Source organism: Mesorhizobium sp. P160927 (assembly GCF_057766385.1).
The window spans coordinates 4416613-4436942 of the sequence record NZ_JBYMDW010000001.1; the positions used below are offsets into that span (position 1 = coordinate 4416613).

The following is a 20330-nucleotide window of genomic DNA, read 5'->3' on the forward strand; positions in this document are numbered from 1 at the left end:
CCCTAATAAAGCGGCTCCTCGAAAAGCGTCTTGTCGCCATCCATCAGCGCCTTGATCTGCGCCGTGCCGTCGGCGGCGAGCGCGAGCTTGATCCCGAACGGGCGCACCCGCATGTCGCTCTGGATCGCCATCCCCTCGCCTTCGGGCAGATAGAAGCGCTCGATGCCGTAATCCGGGGCGATCGTCATGCCTTCGCCGCGAAGGTCCCAACCTGCGGCGACATGGCCCGAAATGTCGGCTTCGTCCGCGGCGACCGGCGTCGGCGCCGTGCCGAACCAGGCGGCGGTCGGCGTCCAGTAGCCGTCGGCGCCCTTCTTTAGCCGGACCACAATCGAGGTGTCGTCGCTGGACTGTTTGTCCGGCGCAATGTTGGCGATCATTTTCACCGGTATGCGCGAGATGTCATAGCCAAGGACGATATAGTCGCCGCGCAGTAAGTCGCGCGGATCGACCGGTTCGATCTTCAGCAGCACTTCCTTGCCGTTACGCAGGATCGCCGCCCGGCTGGCGATGATCCAACTGAGAAAACCGAGCTGGGCGAGCGCCAGCACCAGCGCCGAGATGACAAGCCTCTTCCCGGTCATCATGCCGTGGCTCCCCCAATGGCCGGACCCTTCATGCGTTTTTCGACGCGGATGATGACGATAGCAAGCACCCCGAGCAGCAGCGCCGCGGCAAGGAAGAAGCCGGCGGTGTCTAGCATCGACTGAAGCGTCACGACATAAATCATGGCGAGTTCGAAGGCGAAGCCGAGATAGGCCAGCCAGCGCAGGCCACGGCTCTCACGGCCTGCGAACACGATTGCCGCGACGATACCAGCCAATGCGACGACCGAAGCGGTCGCGAAACCGCTGTTGTAGGTGCTCTCGTCAGCCAGTTCGAACTGGATGATGGCCAGGCCGGTGAGAAAGCCAAGCAGCGCGTGCAGGGGTAAACGGCCGCCAAGTTGCACGATCCTGTCGACCGGTTCCGGCGCAAGGACGGCAGCAGCGAAAAGCACGACAGAGACGATGACCAGAGGGATCGCCACTGGCAGGGTCGCGTGATCCATGGCCAACAGCACGAGATAGAAGAGCAGCGACAGGATGATCAGGTGCCTTGCCGACTGGCTGCGGGTCCAGAACGAAACGGCAAACAGCACCACCGCCATGACGACGAAAGCGTGCGGAAACTCGCTGCGGCTGTAATAGTCGAACCCTTTCAGGAACAGCCAGGCATCGGCGACACCGACCGCTGCCACGGTCAGCGCGTTGGAGCGCAGCGCCACCGCGGCCAACGCCGTTCCGGCGCCCCAGGTGACCAGGGCGGAAGCCTGGTCGCCGGACAAATGGTACATCTGCCCGATCAGGGCGATCGAACCGCCGAACGCGGCAGCAGCCACGATCCACAGGGCTTCGCCGATCGCCGCATGGTCGCACGTCTTCAGCACCGCGCCGCCGACATAGCCGCCAAGGATAACCGCGAACAGCGCGGCCACCCGCGCCAGTCTTGGGATCGCTTCCCAATTGGCGGCGACGAAGATCAGGATCGCCGCGCCAAAGAGCAGGGCCGCCATCATCGCGAGGATCGAGCCAAAGCTGAGCGACCGGCGGGCGTTTGCGTCGACGTCACGGGTCAGGGAGTCGGCTGTGGCGGCGTCGATCAGGCCTGCCTGCCGCCACCGCGCGATATCGGACTTTAGTCGTGATGAATAGCCCGCCATTCCCCTTCCTCCCCCAGCTGGTCTTTTTTCAGCCGATCAGGCCAAACCGTTGACGTTACGGCCTTTCTGATTCCGACTTCCTTGCGTCGGGTCGGTGAAGCCGCGTTAATGTTGCATTGCACAATTTGCATTGCTGCCATGCAGCCATAGCGCTTTTAAATCGATATGGGTCCCCCTACTTATGGTTCGTACACAAACGGAATGATCCGCAAGAAAGACGAAACGAGAACTACCATGAACCTGATCCGCAACTACCGCAACTGGCGCCGCTACCGGGACACCGTCTCCGAGCTGAGCCGCCTGAGCAACCGTGAACTGACCGACCTCGGCATTAGCCGCAGCGACATTCCTTACGTCGCTCGCAAGGCGGTCTAATTCTTCGGACCGCGAATGGTCCGAACAAGTTTCTGAAAAGAGAACGACAATGAACCTGATCCGCAACTATCGTAACTGGCGCGTTTATCGCGAGACGGTTACCGAGCTGGGTCGCCTTTCGAACCGCCAGCTGCATGATCTCGGTATCGTCCGCGACGAAATCAAGATCGTCGCCCGCCGGGCGATCTAACCAAGGAATTTCGCTGGGGTCGACCTCCTCCCCGACCCAGGCGAATACGGTCAGCCCTTACCTCCTCCCAAGGGTTGACCACCAAAACGGCGCCCGCCGCACCTCCTCCCGCGGCGGGCGTTGTTCCCCCGGGGCAAACGAATTTTGCCCCAGAGGTTTCGCCCTCTCTAAAAATGCGAAGAGAATTTCGTCCGAGCCGACCTCCTCCCCGGCGATGACGAATAGGCCCAACCATCACCTCCTCCCGAAGGTTGGCCACCCAAACGGCGCCCGCCGCACCTCCTCCTGCGGCGGGCGCTGTTTCCCCGGGCAAACGAATTCGCCCCAGAGGTTTCGCCCTCTCTAAAAATGCGAAGAGAATTTCGTCTGAGCCGACCTCCTCCCCGGCGATGGCGAATACGGTCGGCCTTCACCTCCTCCCGAGGGTCGACCCCCAAAACGACACCCGCCGGACCTCCTCCCCCGGCGGGTGTTGTTGTATTCAGGGGCAGATGTTCCCGACCCGGCGTTTCGCGTTACCGCCACGCGACAATTGCAATCGCCGCGGCAAGCGATTATTCCGGCGACCATGAGCAAAAATCCAATCCATATCATCGGCGGCGGCCTCGCCGGTTCCGAAGCGGCATGGCAGGCGGCCGAGGCCGGCGTTCCCGTCATCCTGCATGAAATGCGCCCGGTTCGCGGCACCGATGCCCACAAGACCGACGGCCTGGCCGAACTCGTCTGTTCCAATTCCTTCCGCTCCGACGACGCCGAAAACAACGCCGTCGGCCTGCTGCATGCCGAAATGCGGCTGGCCGGCTCGCTGATCATGAGCGCCGGCGACGCCAACCAGGTGCCGGCAGGCGGCGCGCTTGCCGTCGACCGCGATGGTTTTTCCGACGCGGTGACGAAAAAGCTCGAGGCACACCCGCTGATCACCATCGAGCGCGAGGAAGTTCCCGGCCTGCCGCCGGCGGAGTGGGACCAGACGATCATCGCCACCGGGCCGCTGACCGCGCCATCGCTTGCCCAGTCGATCGCCGAAGCGACCGGCGCCGATGCGCTCGCCTTCTTCGATGCCATCGCGCCGATCATCCATTTCGACACGATCGACATGGATACCTGCTGGTTCCAGTCGCGCTACGACAAGGTGGGGCCTGGCGGCACCGGCAAGGACTACATCAACTGTCCGATGGACAAGGATCAGTATCTCGCCTTCGTGCAGGCGCTGGTCGACGGCCAGAAGACCGAGTTCAAGCAATGGGAAGGCACGCCCTATTTCGACGGTTGCCTGCCGATCGAGATCATGGCCGAACGCGGCGTCGAGACGCTGCGCTACGGACCGATGAAGCCGATGGGCCTCACCAATGCGCACAATCCGACGGTGAAGGCCTATGCGGTCGTCCAGTTGCGGCAGGACAATGCGCTGGGCACGCTCTACAACATGGTCGGCTTCCAGACCAAGCTGAAGCATGCCGAACAGGTGCGCGTGTTCCGCACCATTCCGGGCCTCGAAAACGCCGACTTCGCGCGCCTGGGCGGCCTGCACCGCAACACCTACATCAATTCGCCGACCTTGCTCGACGGCTCGCTGCAGCTGAAGTCGCGTCCCGGCCTACGCTTCGCCGGCCAGATCACCGGTTGCGAGGGTTACGTCGAAAGCGCCGCCATCGGCCTGCTCGCCGGGCGCTTCGCCGCCGCCGAGCGGCTTGGGCACACACCATCGCTGCCGCCGCTCACCACAGCCTTCGGCGCCCTGCTCAACCACATCACCGGCGGCCACATCGTCTCCGACGATGAACCGGGAAAGCGTTCCTTCCAGCCCATGAACGTCAATTTCGGCCTGTTCCCACCGGTGGAAGCGGTGAAGATCGAAGGCAAGCGCCTGCGCGGCAAGGACAAGACCGTTGCCAAGCGCCACGCCATCACCTCGCGTGCCCTGCAAGACTGCCGTGAATGGCTGGGCGTGCCGGCGCAAACGGCTGAGGCTGCCGAATAACCTCGCGGTTCTGATTGGAACGCTCGGTGTAAAGTAGGATATTATCCTACTTTACACCGAGCGGAGCCGTTCCATGGAAGCAGCCGAGAAACTATCCGTCACCGTCACACCCGCGATGGCACGCACGATCCGCGAACGAGTCGAGGACGGTTCGTTCGGCTCGGCCAGCGAGGTTATCCGCGCGGCTCTTCACGCTTTCCAATGCGAAGAAGAGGAACACGCCGAACGCATGGCCTCGATCAGGGCGCGTGTGAAGGCGTCGATCGAGGATACGAGACCCGCCATTCCACTCAATGAGGCAATCGACAGAGTTAAGGACCGCATTTCGCAACTGGCGCGAGACAATGATAAGTCAGCGTCTCGCCGTCGTTCTTAGTGAAGGAATATCCGAACCTGACCAGGTTGAAACCGAAGGTGAAGGCAATCACGGGCAAGCTCATGAACGGGATCTCCTCCGGGCCAGCCTGTCGTCTTCGGCGACAGTTCTCGGCAGGCGGACTTCCATCACGATTGACGTTTACGTCAATGTTGGCCAGCCCTTGCCCGCACGGCGCAACAGCAGCCAGTGCCGGCGCAACGCCGACAGCCGCGCCACGTCCATGATCGGAGCTTGGCGCGAGCCTTCCATCTTGTCGAGATAAGCGCGTGACAGCACCAGCGGCAGGAATGCCGGACGCAACGGCCCCGGCAGCGCGGCAGCACCCCGCTCGAAGGCGGAAAGATGTTCGCGCGCCAGCGAGATCATCGCGGCCACGGCGCGCTGCGCACCAGGGCCGCCATCGCCGGCAACGAATTCTTCCGGTGACGAGCCTGCCGCCGCCAGGATGTCAGCCGGCACAAAACACTGCCCGCGCCTGCGGTGCAGCGGCAACAGAAGCAAAAGGCCCGTCATTGCCTGCGCGCAGCCCGCCCTGCCCGCCAGTTCGGCGAACCTTGGCGCCTCGACAGGATCGAGCACCATTGCCGCAAGCTGGATCAGCGCGGCTGCCGTCTCGCCGCAATAGCCTTCCAGATCGGTGCGCGACGGCATCGGATCGTCGTAGAGGTCGAAGATGCGGGCTTCGAGCATGTTCTCGAAAGCTAATTTGGGCAGCTTGAACGCCGCAATGGTGGCGTTCAAGGCTTCGGCAATGGGATGGCCCGCGCCCGCCTCGCCGCTGGCGGCGATGACATCGCGCCACCATTGCAGCCGCATTTCGCCGGGCAGCGGCTCGTGGATGCGGTCGCGAATGCCCGCGATCTCGGCATTGAAGGCGTACAGCGAAAACAGCGCGTCGCGCTTGTCGGCCGGCGCGTAGAGCGCGGTGAGATACCGATCATGATCGGCGACGCGCACCGCATCCATGACGATTTCAGCGTTCTGCGACATATCAATCGACGGCGATGAGCGCGGCCGCCACGGCGCGATTTTCAGCCAGAAGGACATTATAGGTCCGCACTGCCGCCCCAGTCGACATCGGGTCGGACGCTATGCCGGCATCCTTCAGCGCCGCCCGCAGCACCGCCGGCAGCGGCTTGAGATCCCTGCCCATGCCAACCAGCAGGATCTCGACCTTGTCGGCCTCGGCGAGCAGCCTGTCGAAATCCGCCACCGTCAGCGCCAGCGGATTTGCCGGCTCCCAGCCATGGATGCCTGTGGGCAGGCACATGAGAGAGCCGCGATGCGACATGTCGGCAAAGCGGAAGCCGCCGTTGCCATAGGCCTCGATCGGCGCTCGGCCGGGGAAATGCGCCTCGCGGATGATGATGCCTTTGCCGCCCATCACTCTGCCACCCCTCGGGGCCGCGCGTCAGGTCGCGACGGCCTTGCCGCCGCTGACCGGCTTTTCCTCGTCGGCCGAAGCCTGCGGCCGCAGCTTGAACAGGATCAGCAACGGCGCCGCGATGAAGATCGACGAATACGTGCCGAACACGACGCCGAACAGCATCGCCAGCGTGAAGGAGCGGATCACTTCGCCGCCGAACAGCACCAGCGCCAGCAGCGCCAAGCTGGTCGTCACGGACGTCAGCGTCGTTCTCGACAACGTCTCGTTGATGGCGTTGTTCAACAGCTGCGGCAACGGCATTCGCTTGTATTTTCGCAGATCCTCGCGGACGCGGTCATAGACCACGATCGTGTCGTTCAGCGAATAACCGATAATGGTCAGGATCGCCGCCAGCGACGACTGGTTGAATTCGAGCCCGGTGATGACGAAAAAACCGAGCGTCATGACCACATCATGCACCGTCGCGACGATGGCGCCGACCGCGAACTGCCATTCGAAGCGGAACCAGACATAGATCAGGATGCCGGCCAGCGCGACGATCATGGCGATCGTGCCTTGCTTGGCCAACTCGCCGGAAACCGTCGGACCCACCACTTCGACGCGGCGGAAATTATACTGATCCTGCAGCTCGCCGCGCACCTTGTCGATCACGGTCTGCTCGGCATTTTCACCGGCATCCTGCGTGCCGACGCGGATCAACACGTCGTTGGGTGCACCGAACTGCTGCACCTGCACTTCGCCGATGTTCAGTTCCGTCAATCGGCTGCGGATATCACCAATATTGGCATCGCCGCTCTTCGACTGCACCTCGATCAGGGAACCGCCCTTGAAGTCGATGCCGTAATTGATGCCGACGCTCATGAACAACACGACGGACAATATCGACAATGTGCTCGACAGCGCGAACGTCCACCGGCGGATACCCATGAACGGAATTTTCGTGCCGGGTGGAACGAAGGTCACCGGTGCGCGCGGCAGTTCCTTCGGACGTGCGCGGCGCAGCCAGATCGACACCAGCAGGCGGGTGAAGGTGAAAGCGGTGAAGACCGTGGTCAGGATGCCGATGGCATAGGTGATGGCAAAGCCCTTCACCGGTCCGGTACCGAGATAGAACAGCACCACCGTGGCAATCAGCGAGGTGACGTTGGAATCGACGATGGTCGCCAGCGCCTTCGAGAAGCCGGTGTCGATCGCCTGGATCACCGAGCGACCGGCGCGTCGCTCCTCGCGGATACGCTCGTAGATCAGCACGTTGGAATCGACCGCCATGCCTATGGTCAGCACGATACCGGCAATACCGGGCAAGGTCAGGGTCGCGCCGAGCAGCGACAGCAGTCCGACGATCATCGCCACGTGCACAGCCAGCGCGATATTGGCGAGGAAGCCGAGGAAACCGTAGGCGACGAACATGAATGCCACGACGAGGATCGAACCGATGATGCCGGCGACCTTGCCGGCATGGATCGAATCCTGGCCGAGGCCCGGACCCACGGTACGCTCCTCGATCACCGTCAATGTCGCGGGCAGCGCGCCGGCGCGCAGCAGGACGGCGAGGTCGTTGGCGCTTTGCGCGGTGAAATTACCGGAGATCTGGCCGGTGCCGCCAAGGATCGGTTCACGGATCTGCGGTGCCGATATCACCTGGTTGTCGAGGATGATGGCAAACAGCTTGCCGACATTCTGCGCGGTGGCCTGGCCGAAGCGGGCGGCACCCTTGGAATCGAAGCGGAACGAAACCACCGGCTCGTTGTTCTGCGAATTGTACGTCGCCTGTGCGTCGACGAGGTTTTCACCCGACACGATAACGCGGTTCTCGATCAGGTACGGAACCGGCGGATCGTCCTGGGAATAGAGCACCGACGAACCGGCTGGCGGGCGCGCCTTGAGCGCGTCCTGCACCGGCATCGACTGGTCGACCATCTGGAAGGTCAGCTTCGCGGTCTGGCCGAGAATTTCCTTAAGCCGCTGCGGATCCTGCAGGCCAGGCACCTGGACGAGGATGCGGTCCTCGCCTTGCCGCTGCACGATAGGCTCGGTCGTGCCGAGTTCGTTGACGCGGCGCTCGACCACCTCGATCGACTGCGCCAATGCGGTTGACGTACGGTATTTGATGCCGGCTTCGGTGACGGTGAACTTGAGCAGGCCCGGCTCGGAATCATCGAGCGCCATTTCCTGGATGGAACCGCCGGTGAACAAGCCAGCGGCGACAGGATCGGTCAAAGTCTTCAATGCCTTCTTGGCGGCATCGAGCTGGGCGGGATCGGTGATGCGGACCTGCAGGGTCTTGCCGCTGCCGGCAAGACCGGTATAGCCGATCTTGGCATCGCGCAGCAGTGTACGGATTTCGTCGCGCGTCGTCTCCAACCGATCCTTGATCAGATCGTTCTGGTTCATCTCCAGCAGGATATGCGAACCGCCCTGCAGGTCGAGGCCGAGCGTCATCTGCCGCTTCGGCACCCAACTGGGCAGCTGAGCCAGCGTGCTGGCGGGGAACAGGTTGGGCGCGGCGAGGATCACTGTGGCGGCCACGGCCAGCCAGATCAGGATCATCTTGAAGCGCGAGAAATAAAGCATAGGGCGTCGTCCGTCAGAGCGTGTCCGCGGATCGCTCCGCCTTGAATTTGGTTATTTCTTGGCGTTCTGGTTGGCCACCGGTTCGCCCTTGACGCGCACATCGGCGATCGTCGAGCGCAGCGCCGTTACCTTGGTGCCGCCGCCAAGATCGATCTCCAGCTCGTTGTCGTCGATCACCTTCGTCACCTTGCCGACAAAGCCGCCGCCGGTGACGACAGTGTCGCCGCGACGAACCGCCGCCAGCATCTCGCCGCGCTTCTTCAGCTGCGTGCGCTGCGGACGGATGATCAGAAAATACATGATCACGAAAATCAGGACAAACGGCAAAATGCTGATGAACATATCGGGAGAGGCGCCGCCGATGCCTTGGGCGTATGCCGGTGTCACGAACATCGAGGTACTCCTGAATTTTGAAAAACAGCCACCAAACGATCAAGCGAGATTTGGCGGCCCCTAGAAATTTGGCCGGAATATAGTCGGTAAAGTTGTCAATGCAACTGCGCGGCCAGGCAAATCGGCTGCTTTTCCGGCCTGTTTAGCCGTGTTAGAGCAGGAACACGAAGACCGCGAGCCGGTTTTCGGAAAAGATCACGCTCGAACAAATGGTTGCAGCCGGTTTCGCAACCGCCGAAATCGAACCGGGTCCACCTGCCGCCCCAAAAACCGAAGCAAAAGACCTGACATGACCGACACCAGCATCGACGCCCTGAACCAGAAACTCGACCGCCTGATCGAGGCGGTCAGCCGCCTCACGCCGCCGCCGGTGCCTCAAACCGACCTCAACGTGGCCGACTGCTTCGTCTGGCAGGCCGATCCCGGTTATCTGGAGCCGGTGCGCAAGGTCAACCGCGTCGATATCGGCCTGATCCGCGGTGTCGACCGCGTCCGCGACATCCTCGTCGACAACACCGAGCGCTTCGCCGCCGGTTTCGCCGCCAACAACGTCCTGTTGTGGGGTGCGCGCGGCATGGGCAAATCGTCGCTGGTCAAGGCCGTACACGCGCGGGTAAATGCCAAGGCCAAGCCCGGCCTGCCGCTCAAGCTGATAGAAATCCACCGCGAGGACATCGACACGCTGCCGAAGCTGATGGGCCTGCTGAAGGCGGCCCCCTTCCGCGTCATCCTGTTTTGCGACGATCTGTCCTTTGACCATGACGATACGTCCTACAAGTCGCTGAAGGCGGCGCTTGAGGGCGGCGTCGAGGGCCGTCCGGCCAACGTGATCTTCTACGCGACCTCGAACCGCCGCCACCTGTTGCCGCGCGACATGATCGACAATGAGCGCTCGACCGCCATCAACCCGTCGGAAGCGGTCGAGGAAAAGGTCTCGCTATCCGACCGCTTCGGCCTGTGGCTCGGCTTCCACAAGTGCTCGCAGGACGAATATCTCGACATGGTCAACGGCTATGCCAGCCACCATGGCCTCGACATCGACCTCGAGCAGTTGCGCGCCGAAGCGCTGGAATGGGCAACCACACGCGGCAGCCGCTCGGGCCGCGTCGCCTGGCAGTTCACCCAGGATCTGGCCGGCAGGCTCGGCAAGCCATTGAAGGATTGAGCCATTGGATCGCGTCGCCATCCCGATCGACCGGCAACGTCATTTGGGCGGCGGCGTCGGTCGCAAATCGCGCGGCGTTTGACCGATCTCGCGGCGCATCCAATGCGCTAGGTGTGACTGGTGCGCGAAGCCTGTCATTTCAGCTACTTCGCTTGTGCTGAGGTCGCCTCGCCACAGCAGAACGCGTGCGCGCTCAACGCGACGCCGTAACACATACCGGTGTAGGGTGACGCCCGTCGCCACTTTGAACCATGTCCGCAAATGCGAGCTGCTCGCGCCGGCAACTCGGCTTAGACGATGAATTGAAAGCGGCTCGTGAAGAGCCGCCTCGATGTGCTCAAGCACGCGTTTGAGCTGGGTATCCGACAAACGGTTCGTTCGACCGATATCAGGTTCACCAAGGCCGAGCAGCCTCACCGCCAGTGCGGCGCCAATGCTGTCGGCAAACAAGGGGCCGCTCGGCGAATCTGCATTCAGTTCGCTCTCGAGCGCCCGGGCGAGATGTTCGATGCGCTGGTCGCGAAGCAGGTGGCGCGTGTCGAGCCGCAATGCTTGGCCCTTGCCACCAAGCTCCGCCACCACCCTTTCCATCAGCGCTGGTTGCAACGCAATTTCGATCGTGTCGAACGGGGTTTCGGCCTCGAAGCCGCCCTCCTGGCCGGCTGGTACCAAGTCGATATCCCCGGCGCGCCTTACGAAATATCGCCCAACCTGATTGCAGTAGGAGCGTGTCGCCGCGCTGGCATGCACCATGATGCGATCGTGTGGCGCCCGGGACAGGCGGTGGACTCCGGCTTCGATATGCCGGGAGGCCATTGTTACGTCGGACACGGCTTGAGCCGGAGCGTATTGCGACCGCATGCTCTCTCTCGATTCATGGCAGAACCTGTCCGAGATTTGGCAATTCCCGCGCGATTTTCAATGCCGTCGACCTGTACTCACGCCTCTCCATCAAACTTGGACGAGAGGTTACACCATGAGTTTCTACGTTGTTGTCGGAGCGGGCCCGGTCGGTCGCGAAACGCGCTCGCCTTCTTGGCGAGGAAGGACATGATGTCGTTCTCACCAGCCGAAGCGTCGGCTCGAACGCATTGCGGAACGTGCGGGCCATGCAGGCCGACGCTACCGATGCGTCGGAACTCGCGCGCGTCTGCCAAGGCGCCGATGCCATCTTCATGTGCGCCATGGCTACGTATCACAGGTGGCCAACCGATTTTTTCCCCATCATCGACGGCACCGTGCGCGCGGCCGAAGCGGTCGGCGCGAAACTCATCGTGTTGGGAAACCTGTATGGCTATGGGGAAAATGCCGATAGCCCGCTTCGTTCCGACCTGTCTCTGAATCCGACTTCGAAGAAGGGGACGGCCAGGACGATCATGGGCAGCGAGCCGCCCGTGCCGATGTACCGGCAATCGAAGTGCGGTCCAGCGACTATCTCGGCCATGGCGCGATCAGCTACTTCTCGCTGGTCGCTCTGCCATCCATCATCGAAGGGAAGCCTACCGCTTTCATTGGAAACCTCGATGCGACGCATGCCTGGGCCTTCACCAACGACGTCGCCAGGACGCTTGTCGCGGCTTCCCGCTACACGGGCGAATGGGGACGGGCGTTTCACGTCCCCTCGCAATACGCCTCACCCCGGGAGCTCATCCAAAAAACCGCTGCAATGCTTCGACAGGAGATCTCAGAAATCCGTTCCTATTCCATTGCCGAGATGGAAGCACTGGGCATGCATGAGCTTATCGAGATGAGCTATCTTTTCGAGAACCCCTTGCTGGTGGATTCTTCCGACGCCGAGGTGCTTCTCGGTATCAAGGCCAGCAGCCTTGAGGTCATGATCGCCGACACGCTGCGTGATCATCGCCGCGCTTGAGGGCCGGCCTTCGGGAAAACTGAAAAAGCCCGCTCCTTGCGGAACGGGCTGAGCCGGCGGGCTGGACTGGAGGTCAGGCGGCCCGCATATCGCTTTTTTCTTCTATTCGAGATAGCCTGACGGATCGACCGGAGCCGAATTCTTGCGCACTTCGAAGTGCAGCTTCGGCGAATCCGTGGTGCCGCTCATGCCGGACAGCGCGATCTCCTGGCCGCGCTTGACCTTCTGGCCGCGCTGGACCTCGATCGAGCTGGCGTGGCCATAGACGGTGACCAGGCCGTTTTCGTGGCGCACCAGCACCGTGTTGCCGAATTCCTTGAGCCCGTCGCCGGCATAGATGACGACGCCGTTCTCGGCCGCCTTGACCGGCGTGCCCGTGGGCACGGCGATATCGACGCCGTCCTTGCCGGATCCGAAACCGGAGATCACCCGGCCGCGCACCGGCCAGCGCATCTTGCCGATGCCGGTGGCATCGGGTGCCACCGCGTCGTCGTCCTCGGCCTGCTGGATGACCTTGGCGTCCTTCTTCGGCGGCGTGTAGGAAGCCAGCGTTTCCGAAGGCGTGGCCTTTGCCGGGGCTTGCGTGGTTGCGGTGGTCACCGGATCGACCTTGGCCGGCTTGGCGCTGGCGACCGTCGCCGTTCCGCCGCCCGGCACCTTCAAGGTCTGGCCGATTTTCAATATGCCATCCTTCATGCCATTGGCCTGCTTCAGCGCGACCACGCCGACGCCGGTCTTTCTGGCAATCGAGGACATCGTGTCACCCGACTGGACCGTATAGGTACCGGCGGCGCCCGTTGCCTTGGCCACCTGCGCCGGCTTGGGTTCCTTGGGCTGGTTCGCCGCGGCCGACGCATCGACCTGGGCGGCGGACTTGCCCTCCTTCAGCTTAGGCTGCTGCGGCAGCACCGCCACCTTGTCCGGCGCGCTGGCCGGCAGGTCATGCTTGCCGTCCTTCGCCGGCTTCGCGTCGGCGACCTTCGTCTCGGCCTTGCTCGAATAGGCATAGGCTGGGATGACGACCTTCTGGCCGGTCTTCAGCCCCTTGGTCGGGCTCAGGCCATTCACTTTCATGATGACATCGGCCGGCACCTTGTAATGCGCCGCCAGGCCGGAAATGGTTTCGCCGTCCCTGACGGTGATTTCGGTCGCGTGCGGCCTGCCTGCCTGCGCCATCCTCGGCTCGTCGGGCTGGGCATTCTTGAAAGGTTTGGCGGCCGGCGCGACAGTGCCGGTCGTCGTTCTGTCGACATGAGGGGCGGGCCGAACCAAGGCCGGCGCCGATGCGACGCGCACCGGATTGGCGGCAGGCGCGAGCGCTGGAGCCGGCTGCGCCTGCGCGGAGGCTGGCGGCGGCAACGGCCGGCTCGAAACCGGATCGAGGCTGGAACGGCTCACCGACTGCGTGTGGCTGCCATCAAGCGGAGCAGCCGAGACATCGCCTGGATAAGGCTGCACCGCATCCTGCTTGTTGATGATGGCGCGCTGATTGTTGGTCGAGGACGTGAAGACGTCGTCGACACTGTTGAACCGCGAAGCCTGGGAACTGCACCCGGCCGCCGCGCCCGCAATCATCAGAACAGCGCAGCCCCGCGCCAGATTGCGACTATTTGTCTTCAAAACACTGAGTTGCATCGCACTAACCCGCACAAACGCTGCACCAACTGGACAGGATTAAAGCGCGTTAATGTTACTGGCCGGTTAACCCATTAGAATCCGACGAAAATTTTCTTAAAACATTTGGGGACGATCAGCGGCACGATGGCGAGCCCGAAAGAGATCCTGCGACCGGCCGGAAACTAGATAACCGCTGCAATGCTGCGCAGGATCGGCTGCAGCCGCACGAGACCGATATCCTCGCGCTCGAAACGGCTGCCGACCTTGGTGAGCTTGGCCAGCACCTGCTCGCCCTCCTCCGGCCCGATCGGCGCGATGACGATGCCGCCGCTCGACAATTGGTCGAGCAGGAAGCGCGGCAGGCTGTCGAATGCCGCCCAAGCGACGATGCGGTCAAACGGCCCTTCATTGGGCAATCCGTTGGAACCATCGGCCTGCCGCACGATGGCATTGCCGATGCCGAGTGCCTCGAAACGCTGCCTGGCCTGCTCGACCAGCGTCTTGTAGCGATCCACGGTCACGACCCGCGCCGCCAGCCGCGACATGACAGCCGACGTGTAGCCGGAGCCGGTGCCGATCTCGAGCACGCGGTTTCCCGTTTCTATGGCGAGTGCGGCGATCACCGCCGCCTGCAGATCCGCCCCTTCGATCGCTTCGCCGCATTCGATCGGCAGCATGCGGTCCGACCAGGCGATCTGGTGATATTGCGCTGCCAGGAAGCCGCGCCGCGGCGTTGCCTCGAAAGCCGCGATCAGCGCCTTCGGCACCGTTCCCCTGCCGCGCAGGCGCAGCAGGAAGGCGGCAAATCCTTCGCGATCATCGATTGGAAAGCCCTGATTCATGCAAGCGCCTTGCTCAGCTGGTCGCGGATCTCATGCGCGGTAAGGTCAAGCTGCAGCGGCGTCACCGACACCAGCCTGTTGCGCAGGGCAAAGAGGTCGGTGCCCTGCTTGCCCTCGACCGGCTCGCGGCCGAAGCGCAGCCAGTAATAAGGCAGGCCGCGCCCGTCGCGGCGCTCGTCGACCCACAGGCTGTGCACCAGCTTGCCCTGCGTGGTGACCACCGTGCCGGCCACTTCCTCGGGAAGGCAGTTGGGAAAATTGACGTTGAGCAGGACGCCGTCCGGCAGCGGCGTCGCCACGAGCTTCCTCAGCAGTGCCGGCGCCAGCGCCTCAGTGGTCTCGTAAGGGACGACGCGGTCCTCGCCGACAGTGCTGTAGCCCTGGCTGAGCGCTATCGACCGGATACCGAGCAGCGCGCCTTCCATGGCGCCGGCGACGGTACCGGAATAGGTCACGTCGTCGGCGATGTTGGCGCCCGAATTGATACCGGACAGGATCAGGTCGGGCGCACCGGGCAGGATCTTCTTGACGCCCATGATGACGCAATCGGTTGGCGTGCCGCGCACGGCAAAATGCCTTTCGCCGATTTTCCGCAACCGCAGCGGCTCCGAGATCGACAGCGAATGCGCATAGCCGGACTGGTCCTGCTCCGGCGCCACCACCCAGACATCGTCTGACAGCGTGCGGGCGACGCGTTCGAGCGACGCCAGGCCCTCGGCATGAATGCCGTCGTCATTGGTCAGAAGAATGCGCATTATTTCGATTCGATCTTTTCCAGACCGCCCATGTAAGGCCGCAGCACTTCAGGAATGGTTACGCTGCCATCCTCATTCTGGTAGTTTTCGATGACAGCTATGAGCGCGCGGCCGACAGCGGTGCCCGAACCGTTCAGCGTATGGACGAAGCGGTTGCCCTTGCCATCCTTGTCCTTGTAACGGGCATCCATGCGGCGCGCCTGGAAATCGCCGCAGACCGAGCAGGAAGAGATTTCGCGATAGGCGTTCTGTCCCGGCAGCCAGACCTCGATGTCGTAGGTCTTGCGCGCGCCAAACCCCATGTCGCCGGTGCACAGCACCATGGTGCGGAACGGCAATTCCAGCCGCCTCAGCACCTCTTCGGCGCATTGCGTCATCCGCTCATGTTCGGCAAGCGAAGACTCCTGGTCGGTGATCGACACCAGCTCGACCTTGTAAAACTGGTGCTGGCGCAACATGCCGCGCGTATCGCGTCCCGCCGAGCCTGCCTCCGAACGGAAGCAGGGCGTCAGCGCCGTGAAGCGCAGCGGCAGCTTATCATGCGCCGTGATTTCTTCGCGCACGAGGTTGGTGAGCGGCACCTCGGCGGTCGGGATCAGGCCAAGCCTGCCCTCCCCATGTGGCGTGAAGAACAGATCGTCCTCGAACTTCGGCAACTGGTTGGTGCCGAACAGAACGTCGTCCTTCACCATCAGCGGCGGGATCACTTCCTCATAGCCATGCTCGGTCGTGTGCAGGTCGAGCATGAACTGGCCGATCGCGCGTTCCATCCGCGCCAGGCCACTCCTGAGCACGGTGAAGCGCGATCCCGAAAGTTTCGCCGCGCGCTCGAAATCCATCATGCCGAGCGCTTCGCCGATTTCGAAATGCTCCTTCACCCAGTTTGGCCGCGTCGGCGCCTTGCCGACAAGATGCTTGACGACATTGTCGTGCTCGTCCTTGCCGACCGGCACGTCGTCGAAGGGCACATTGGGCAGCACCGCCAGCGCATCGTTCAGCGCCTTGTCGAGCTCGCGCTCGCGCGCCTCGCCGTTCTGGATGAAGGTCTTGATCTCGCCGACTTCGGCCTTGAGTTTCTCGGCAAGCGCGGCATCGCCCGAACGCATGGCGTTGCCGATCTCCTTCGAGGCGGCGTTGCGGCGCTCCTGCCTGGTCTGCAGCTCGGTGACATGTTCGCGCCGCGCCTCGTCCTTGGCGATCAGCCCGTCGACCGTGGACTGCGCTTCATCCGCCGACCACGAGCGCTTGGTGAGCGCCTCGACAAGGGCCTTCGGGTTGTCGCGAATCCATTTGATGTCAAGCATGGTTGTCCGTCCTCAAGCTAGGTTTGAGGGGCGTAAACCGCATCCTTGATCGATGCAAGATGGGCAGGGCGGCGGTTGTCGTTTTCCGCCGCCGCCGATGCCCTACGAGGCTGCCGGCGCTGGCGGCTCGTCCGGCGCCTTGTCGGCCACGGTCTCGCCGGCTTCCTGCTTCTCGCGCGCAAGCCGCTGTTTCTCCTGGTCGCGCTCGATCCACCGCGCGGCCCAGATGGAAACCTCGTAGAGAAGGATGGTCGGAATGGCCAGGCCGATCTGGCTCATCGGATCCGGAGGTGTCAGCACCGCGGCAACGATAAAGGCGATGACGATCGCCCATTTGCGTTTTTCGGCCAGCGCCTTGGACGACAGCATGCCGACGCGCGTCATCAGGCTGGTTACCACCGGCAGCTGGAACACCAGGCCGAAGGAGAAGATCAGCGTCATGATGAGGCTGAGATATTCCGACACTTTCGGCAGCAGCGAAATCTGTACCTGGTCGTCGGTGCCGACCTGCTGCATGGCGAGGAAGAACCACATCACCATCGGCGTGAAGAAGAAATAGACCAGCGAGGCGCCCATCAGGAACAGGATGGGCGATGCGATCAGGAACGGCAGGAAGGCATTGCGCTCGTTCTTGTAGAGGCCGGGCGCAATGAATTTGTAGATTTGCGTGGCGATCAGCGGAAAGGCGATGACCATGCCGCCGAACATGGCGAGCTTGACCTGCGTAAAGAAGAATTCCTGCGGCGCGGTATAGATCAGCTCGACCTTGTGCGGGTCGAGCCCTGCCCATTTCGTCGCCCATTTGAAGGGAACAACCAGAAGGTTGAACAGCCGCTTGGCGAAGAAGAAGCAAACCAGGAAGGCTACGAAGAAGCCGCCAAGAGACCAGATCAGGCGTCTGCGCAGCTCGATCAGATGCTCCATCAGAGGCGCCGACGATTTTTCGATCTCGTCCTTTTCCTTGTCCGAAACGCTCACTTGGCGGCTCCAGCCGTCTTTTTGGCTGCCGGCTTCTTGGCCACAGCAGGTTTCGGTTCGGTTTTCGCGGACGCCTTGGCAGCAGGCGCCTTGGCCACGGCAGGCTTCGTCACAGCCGCGGTTTCAGGCGCTGCCGCTGTCGTGGCCCTTGTCGAGGCCCTGGCCACGGGTGCGGTTTTTGCCGCCCCCGCGGGTAAAGCTTTTGCCGCCGCCTTCATGGATGCCGAGGCCTTGGACGGCGCTTTTGCGGCCGATACCGCCTTGGCGGTTTTCTTGGATGCCTTCGGTTCCGTGGAAGCCGCCACCACCGATTCATCGGTCATCGCCGGGAAAATCGATCCCGGTGTCGTGGCTTCCGGGCCATTGACGCCAGGCATGGTCGTTGCACCGTTCTTCAACGGCTCGGTCGCCGGTGGCGTCGCCGCGGCAGGGGCCGACGGATCGGCGGCCGGCTTCGGCTTCATCGCCGCGTCGACGCCGGCGCGCACATCGACCGCCGCCTGCTCGAACGGATTGAGCTGCTTCTTGATCTCGGCGACTGGACTGAGACCCCGGAGTTCGTCGACCGACTTTTTGACCTCGTCGAGCTCGGCTTCCTTCAAAGCCTCGTTGAATTGCTTCTGGAAATCGGCGGCCATGGCGCGCAGCTTCGCCGTCGTGCGGCCGAATGTGCGCAGCATGTTGGGCAAATCCTTCGGCCCGACGACCACGATCATGACGATCGCGATCACCAGCATTTCGGTCCAGCCGACTTCAAACATGGCAATCTGTTCCGACTAGAACTTCTGGCTCAGCTCTTGCTGGCCTTTTCCTTCGCGGCCGAAACGGTCTCGTCGGCACGGTGTTCGACGGTGCGCTTGTCGTCGGCAACGTCGTCGTCGGCCATGCCCTTCTTGAAGCTCTTGATGCCCTTGGCCATGTCACCCATCAGCTCGGGAATCTTGCCGCGGCCGAACACCAGCAGCACGATCACCAGCACGATCATCCAGTGCCAAATCGAAAATGAACCCATAGCCAAATCTCTCTCGAATGTTTTCCCTGGCGATGATCTATGCGTTTTCGCTTTGGGATTCAAACACAACCGCGACAGAGTTTATGAAAGGCCGACGGATGTCACGCATTTTCGCCGATGCGGCCCGCTACCAAACGGCGCATGTAAAGCCGGAAAGCAGCTTTTGAAAGGCGCTCGTGGTCAATCTTCCGTGACGCGCGGCGTCAGCAGACCGAGCTCCTCGAGGTCGATGTCGGTCAGCGGATCCTCGTCCTCGGTCAGCGCGTCGGGATCGGCCGGCGGTTGCGGGATGGAGAAATTCGACGGCATGCGGCCTGAAAGCAGGCCGGCGCCCTTCAGTTCCTCCATGCCTGGAAGATCACGGATTTCCTCGAGCGCAAAATGGTCGAGGAAGGTTTCGGTGGTGCCATAGGTGACGGGGCGGCCGGGCGTCTTTCGGCGGCCGCGCATGCGCACCCATTCCGTCTCGAGCAGCGTGTCCAGCGTCCCCTTCGAGGTCTCGACGCCTCTGATGTCCTCGATCTCGGCGCGCGTCACCGGCTGGTGGTAGGCTATGATCGCCAGCACCTCGAGCGCCGCCCGTGACAGCTTGCGCTGCTGCACCGTATCGCGGCTCATCAGGAAGGCCAGGTCGCCGGCGGTTCGGAAGGCCCAGGCATCGCCGACCCGCACCAGATTGACGCCGCGCCGGGCGTAGATCCGCTGCAGCTCCCTCATGGCTAGCGCGACATTGATGCCATCGGGAAGGCGTGCGGCAAGCTGCTTTTCGCTGACGGGTTCGGCGCTGGCGAACACGATCGCCTCCGCCATGCGCACGGCTTCCGCCATATGCGGACGCTCGGCCAGGTTTTGCACCTGCTCGGCCAAATCCTCGGAGAACGACTCCTGCCCAGGCTCGTCCTCGACGTTGAACGGGATAACCGAAGCGTTGGCGCGTTCGCTCATGGTGCCACCTCGACTGCCTTGATTGCTTGCGTGCGGCCGCGCAAATAGATCGGGGCAAATGTCTGATCCTGCCGCACGTCCATCGTGCCGTCGCGCACCAGTTCCAATGTTGCCGCGAAGGAACTGGCGATCGCCGTGCGCCTTTCCTCGGGGCTGGTCATGTACACGATCAGGAAACTTTCCAGTGTCATCCAGTCGCTTACAGCCCCGACAAGGCGGGTCAGGATGTCGCGCGCGTCCTTGAGCGACCAGACACCGCGCCTGGCGATCGTCACGTTGTTGATCGCCTGCTTCTGCCGCTGCTGGGCATAGGCCGTCAGCAAGTCGTAGAGCGACGCTGAATAGGCGTTGCGCTTCTCGATGATCACCATTTCAGGCATGCCGCGCGCGAACACGTCGCGACCGAGCCGGTTGCGGTTGACCAGACGCGCCGACGCGTCGCGCATGGCTTCGAGCCGCTTCAGCCGGAACTGCAGCACCGCCGCCAGTTCCTCACCGCTTTCGCCCTCCTCGCCCGGCTGCTTGGGGATCAGCAGCTTCGACTTGAGGAAGGCCAGCCAAGCCGCCATCACCAGATAGTCGGCGGCAAGTTCGAGCCGGAGCGCCCTCGCCGTCTCGACAAAGGTCAGATATTGCTCGACCAGTGCCACGATCGAAATGCGCGCCAGATCGACCTTCTGGGTACGGGCAAGGTGCAGGAGAAGGTCGAGCGGGCCTTCGAAGCCGGCCACGTCGACGACCAGCGACGGATCGCCGGTGACGCGTGAATCGTCATTCTCGGCCCACAGGCGGTCCATCGGTGCGGCCTTTGGAGCCTTGCTTTCCAATGCTTCCGCCACTGCCCTGTCGCTTCCCCTG

Annotated in this window: 22 protein-coding genes and 1 pseudogene; 7 read left to right on the top strand and 16 right to left on the bottom strand. The window is 62.7% G+C overall.

Annotated features, from left to right (window positions below):
* Nucleotides 1–2: 2 nt before the first annotated feature.
* Nucleotides 3–587 carry a GDYXXLXY domain-containing protein gene (locus tag AC3CB8_RS21560; RefSeq protein WP_352564863.1) on the bottom strand — a complete coding sequence of 195 codons (585 nt, stop codon included), beginning with the start codon at nucleotides 585–587 and terminating at the stop codon, nucleotides 3–5.
* Entirely contained in the window at nucleotides 584–1702 is a 1119-nt protein-coding gene (locus tag AC3CB8_RS21565; RefSeq protein WP_352564861.1) for a DUF2157 domain-containing protein, read from the bottom strand. Before AC3CB8_RS21565 ends, AC3CB8_RS21560 begins: the two co-directional genes overlap by 4 nt.
* Before the next feature lie 234 nt (nucleotides 1703–1936).
* Between AC3CB8_RS21565 and AC3CB8_RS21570 the strand changes: the two genes are divergently transcribed.
* From AC3CB8_RS21570 to AC3CB8_RS21585, 4 genes are all read left to right on the top strand, one after another.
* The gene (locus AC3CB8_RS21570; RefSeq protein WP_013531315.1) at nucleotides 1937–2077 is read left to right on the top strand and encodes a DUF1127 domain-containing protein; all 141 of its coding nucleotides are present in this window, start codon (nucleotides 1937–1939) and stop codon (nucleotides 2075–2077) included.
* A 49-nt stretch (nucleotides 2078–2126) separates the two neighbouring features.
* Nucleotides 2127–2267, top strand: a complete 141-nt coding sequence (locus AC3CB8_RS21575) for a DUF1127 domain-containing protein (RefSeq protein WP_013895120.1) — start codon at nucleotides 2127–2129, stop codon at nucleotides 2265–2267.
* A gap of 568 nt (nucleotides 2268–2835) precedes the next feature.
* On the top strand, nucleotides 2836–4248 hold the full coding sequence (gene trmFO, locus AC3CB8_RS21580; protein WP_023783188.1) for a methylenetetrahydrofolate--tRNA-(uracil(54)-C(5))-methyltransferase (FADH(2)-oxidizing) TrmFO: 1413 nt from the start codon (nucleotides 2836–2838) through the stop codon (nucleotides 4246–4248).
* Nucleotides 4249–4321: 73 nt separating this feature from the next.
* Nucleotides 4322–4624 carry a ribbon-helix-helix domain-containing protein gene (locus AC3CB8_RS21585; RefSeq protein WP_023783187.1) on the top strand — a complete coding sequence of 101 codons (303 nt, stop codon included), beginning with the start codon at nucleotides 4322–4324 and terminating at the stop codon, nucleotides 4622–4624.
* 141 nt (nucleotides 4625–4765) lie between these two features.
* Here AC3CB8_RS21585 and AC3CB8_RS21590 read toward each other — a convergent pair whose 3' ends face one another.
* From AC3CB8_RS21590 to yajC, 4 genes are read right to left on the bottom strand one after another with little or no spacing between them, the layout of a single operon-like run.
* The gene (locus AC3CB8_RS21590; RefSeq protein WP_031240939.1) at nucleotides 4766–5617 is read right to left on the bottom strand and encodes a phytoene/squalene synthase family protein; all 852 of its coding nucleotides are present in this window, start codon (nucleotides 5615–5617) and stop codon (nucleotides 4766–4768) included.
* A gap of 1 nt (nucleotide 5618) precedes the next feature.
* Complete coding sequence (locus AC3CB8_RS21595) at nucleotides 5619–6011, bottom strand: Mth938-like domain-containing protein (RefSeq protein ID WP_352564872.1); 393 nt, start codon at nucleotides 6009–6011, stop codon at nucleotides 5619–5621.
* A 27-nt stretch (nucleotides 6012–6038) separates the two neighbouring features.
* Nucleotides 6039–8588, bottom strand: a complete 2550-nt coding sequence (gene secDF, locus AC3CB8_RS21600) for a protein translocase subunit SecDF (RefSeq protein ID WP_352564858.1) — start codon at nucleotides 8586–8588, stop codon at nucleotides 6039–6041.
* A 51-nt stretch (nucleotides 8589–8639) separates the two neighbouring features.
* Nucleotides 8640–8981 (bottom strand): preprotein translocase subunit YajC, encoded by a 342-nt coding sequence (gene yajC / locus AC3CB8_RS21605; RefSeq protein ID WP_010909882.1) that lies wholly within the window; start codon nucleotides 8979–8981, stop codon nucleotides 8640–8642.
* 289 nt (nucleotides 8982–9270) lie between these two features.
* Here yajC and AC3CB8_RS21610 point away from each other — a divergent pair, with 289 nt between their 5' ends.
* Nucleotides 9271–10146, top strand: a complete 876-nt coding sequence (locus AC3CB8_RS21610) for an ATP-binding protein (RefSeq protein WP_352564856.1) — start codon at nucleotides 9271–9273, stop codon at nucleotides 10144–10146.
* 39 nt (nucleotides 10147–10185) lie between these two features.
* Here the strand turns inward: AC3CB8_RS21610 and AC3CB8_RS21615 are convergent, their stop codons facing one another.
* Complete coding sequence (locus AC3CB8_RS21615; RefSeq protein WP_352564854.1) at nucleotides 10186–11007, bottom strand: AraC family transcriptional regulator; 822 nt, start codon at nucleotides 11005–11007, stop codon at nucleotides 10186–10188.
* Between the two features lie 131 nt (nucleotides 11008–11138).
* Between AC3CB8_RS21615 and AC3CB8_RS21620 the strand changes: the two are divergent.
* Together AC3CB8_RS21620 and AC3CB8_RS21625 are read left to right on the top strand one after the other, a co-directional pair.
* Nucleotides 11139–11435: pseudogene (locus AC3CB8_RS21620) on the top strand (NAD(P)H-binding protein); the annotation flags it as partial.
* Nucleotides 11436–11563: 128 nt separating this feature from the next.
* On the top strand, nucleotides 11564–12019 hold the full coding sequence (locus AC3CB8_RS21625) for a Rossmann-fold NAD(P)-binding domain-containing protein (protein ID WP_352564873.1): 456 nt from the start codon (nucleotides 11564–11566) through the stop codon (nucleotides 12017–12019).
* A 102-nt stretch (nucleotides 12020–12121) separates the two neighbouring features.
* On the opposite strand, the gene AC3CB8_RS21630 is transcribed toward AC3CB8_RS21625, so the two are convergent.
* The 9 genes from AC3CB8_RS21630 to AC3CB8_RS21670 all read right to left on the bottom strand — a co-directional run bounded on the left by AC3CB8_RS21630 (nucleotide 12122) and on the right by AC3CB8_RS21670 (nucleotide 20269).
* A complete protein-coding gene (locus AC3CB8_RS21630) occupies nucleotides 12122–13654 on the bottom strand; it encodes a peptidoglycan DD-metalloendopeptidase family protein (RefSeq protein ID WP_023783183.1) in 1533 nt (510 codons plus the stop codon).
* A 164-nt stretch (nucleotides 13655–13818) separates the two neighbouring features.
* A complete protein-coding gene (locus AC3CB8_RS21635) occupies nucleotides 13819–14478 on the bottom strand; it encodes a protein-L-isoaspartate(D-aspartate) O-methyltransferase (protein ID WP_023769968.1) in 660 nt (219 codons plus the stop codon).
* Entirely contained in the window at nucleotides 14475–15233 is a 759-nt protein-coding gene (gene surE, locus AC3CB8_RS21640) for a 5'/3'-nucleotidase SurE (RefSeq protein ID WP_023769967.1), read from the bottom strand. The genes AC3CB8_RS21635 and surE overlap by 4 nt, the downstream gene beginning before the upstream one ends.
* Nucleotides 15233–16537 carry a serine--tRNA ligase gene (gene serS / locus AC3CB8_RS21645; protein ID WP_352564850.1) on the bottom strand — a complete coding sequence of 435 codons (1305 nt, stop codon included), beginning with the start codon at nucleotides 16535–16537 and terminating at the stop codon, nucleotides 15233–15235. The genes surE and serS overlap by 1 nt, the downstream gene beginning before the upstream one ends.
* 102 nt (nucleotides 16538–16639) lie before the next feature.
* Nucleotides 16640–17515 (bottom strand): twin-arginine translocase subunit TatC, encoded by an 876-nt coding sequence (gene tatC / locus AC3CB8_RS21650; protein ID WP_023769965.1) that lies wholly within the window; start codon nucleotides 17513–17515, stop codon nucleotides 16640–16642.
* On the bottom strand, nucleotides 17512–18276 hold the full coding sequence (gene tatB / locus AC3CB8_RS21655; RefSeq protein WP_352564848.1) for a Sec-independent protein translocase protein TatB: 765 nt from the start codon (nucleotides 18274–18276) through the stop codon (nucleotides 17512–17514). The genes tatC and tatB overlap by 4 nt, the downstream gene beginning before the upstream one ends.
* Before the next feature lie 29 nt (nucleotides 18277–18305).
* Nucleotides 18306–18527, bottom strand: a complete 222-nt coding sequence (locus tag AC3CB8_RS21660; protein WP_015317533.1) for a twin-arginine translocase TatA/TatE family subunit — start codon at nucleotides 18525–18527, stop codon at nucleotides 18306–18308.
* 180 nt (nucleotides 18528–18707) lie between these two features.
* Complete coding sequence (gene scpB / locus AC3CB8_RS21665) at nucleotides 18708–19472, bottom strand: SMC-Scp complex subunit ScpB (protein WP_352564846.1); 765 nt, start codon at nucleotides 19470–19472, stop codon at nucleotides 18708–18710.
* Nucleotides 19469–20269 carry a segregation and condensation protein A gene (locus tag AC3CB8_RS21670; protein ID WP_023769961.1) on the bottom strand — a complete coding sequence of 267 codons (801 nt, stop codon included), beginning with the start codon at nucleotides 20267–20269 and terminating at the stop codon, nucleotides 19469–19471. Before AC3CB8_RS21670 ends, scpB begins: the two co-directional genes overlap by 4 nt.
* Nucleotides 20270–20330: the final 61 nt, after the last annotated feature.

Coding starts and splice junctions, on each gene's coding strand:
- AC3CB8_RS21560 (WP_352564863.1), bottom strand. CDS start 587: ATGATGACCGGGAAGAGGCTTGTCATCTCGGCGCTGGTGCTGGCGCTC.
- AC3CB8_RS21565 (WP_352564861.1), bottom strand. CDS start 1,702: ATGGCGGGCTATTCATCACGACTAAAGTCCGATATCGCGCGGTGGCGG.
- AC3CB8_RS21570 (WP_013531315.1), top strand. CDS start 1,937: ATGAACCTGATCCGCAACTACCGCAACTGGCGCCGCTACCGGGACACC.
- AC3CB8_RS21575 (WP_013895120.1), top strand. CDS start 2,127: ATGAACCTGATCCGCAACTATCGTAACTGGCGCGTTTATCGCGAGACG.
- trmFO (WP_023783188.1), top strand. CDS start 2,836: ATGAGCAAAAATCCAATCCATATCATCGGCGGCGGCCTCGCCGGTTCC.
- AC3CB8_RS21585 (WP_023783187.1), top strand. CDS start 4,322: ATGGAAGCAGCCGAGAAACTATCCGTCACCGTCACACCCGCGATGGCA.
- AC3CB8_RS21590 (WP_031240939.1), bottom strand. CDS start 5,617: ATGTCGCAGAACGCTGAAATCGTCATGGATGCGGTGCGCGTCGCCGAT.
- AC3CB8_RS21595 (WP_352564872.1), bottom strand. CDS start 6,011: ATGGGCGGCAAAGGCATCATCATCCGCGAGGCGCATTTCCCCGGCCGA.
- secDF (WP_352564858.1), bottom strand. CDS start 8,588: ATGCTTTATTTCTCGCGCTTCAAGATGATCCTGATCTGGCTGGCCGTG.
- yajC (WP_010909882.1), bottom strand. CDS start 8,981: ATGTTCGTGACACCGGCATACGCCCAAGGCATCGGCGGCGCCTCTCCC.
- AC3CB8_RS21610 (WP_352564856.1), top strand. CDS start 9,271: ATGACCGACACCAGCATCGACGCCCTGAACCAGAAACTCGACCGCCTG.
- AC3CB8_RS21615 (WP_352564854.1), bottom strand. CDS start 11,007: ATGCGGTCGCAATACGCTCCGGCTCAAGCCGTGTCCGACGTAACAATG.
- AC3CB8_RS21630 (WP_023783183.1), bottom strand. CDS start 13,654: ATGCAACTCAGTGTTTTGAAGACAAATAGTCGCAATCTGGCGCGGGGC.
- AC3CB8_RS21635 (WP_023769968.1), bottom strand. CDS start 14,478: ATGAATCAGGGCTTTCCAATCGATGATCGCGAAGGATTTGCCGCCTTC.
- surE (WP_023769967.1), bottom strand. CDS start 15,233: ATGCGCATTCTTCTGACCAATGACGACGGCATTCATGCCGAGGGCCTG.
- serS (WP_352564850.1), bottom strand. CDS start 16,537: ATGCTTGACATCAAATGGATTCGCGACAACCCGAAGGCCCTTGTCGAG.
- tatB (WP_352564848.1), bottom strand. CDS start 18,276: ATGTTTGAAGTCGGCTGGACCGAAATGCTGGTGATCGCGATCGTCATG.
- AC3CB8_RS21660 (WP_015317533.1), bottom strand. CDS start 18,527: ATGGGTTCATTTTCGATTTGGCACTGGATGATCGTGCTGGTGATCGTG.
- scpB (WP_352564846.1), bottom strand. CDS start 19,472: ATGAGCGAACGCGCCAACGCTTCGGTTATCCCGTTCAACGTCGAGGAC.
- AC3CB8_RS21670 (WP_023769961.1), bottom strand. CDS start 20,269: ATGGACCGCCTGTGGGCCGAGAATGACGATTCACGCGTCACCGGCGAT.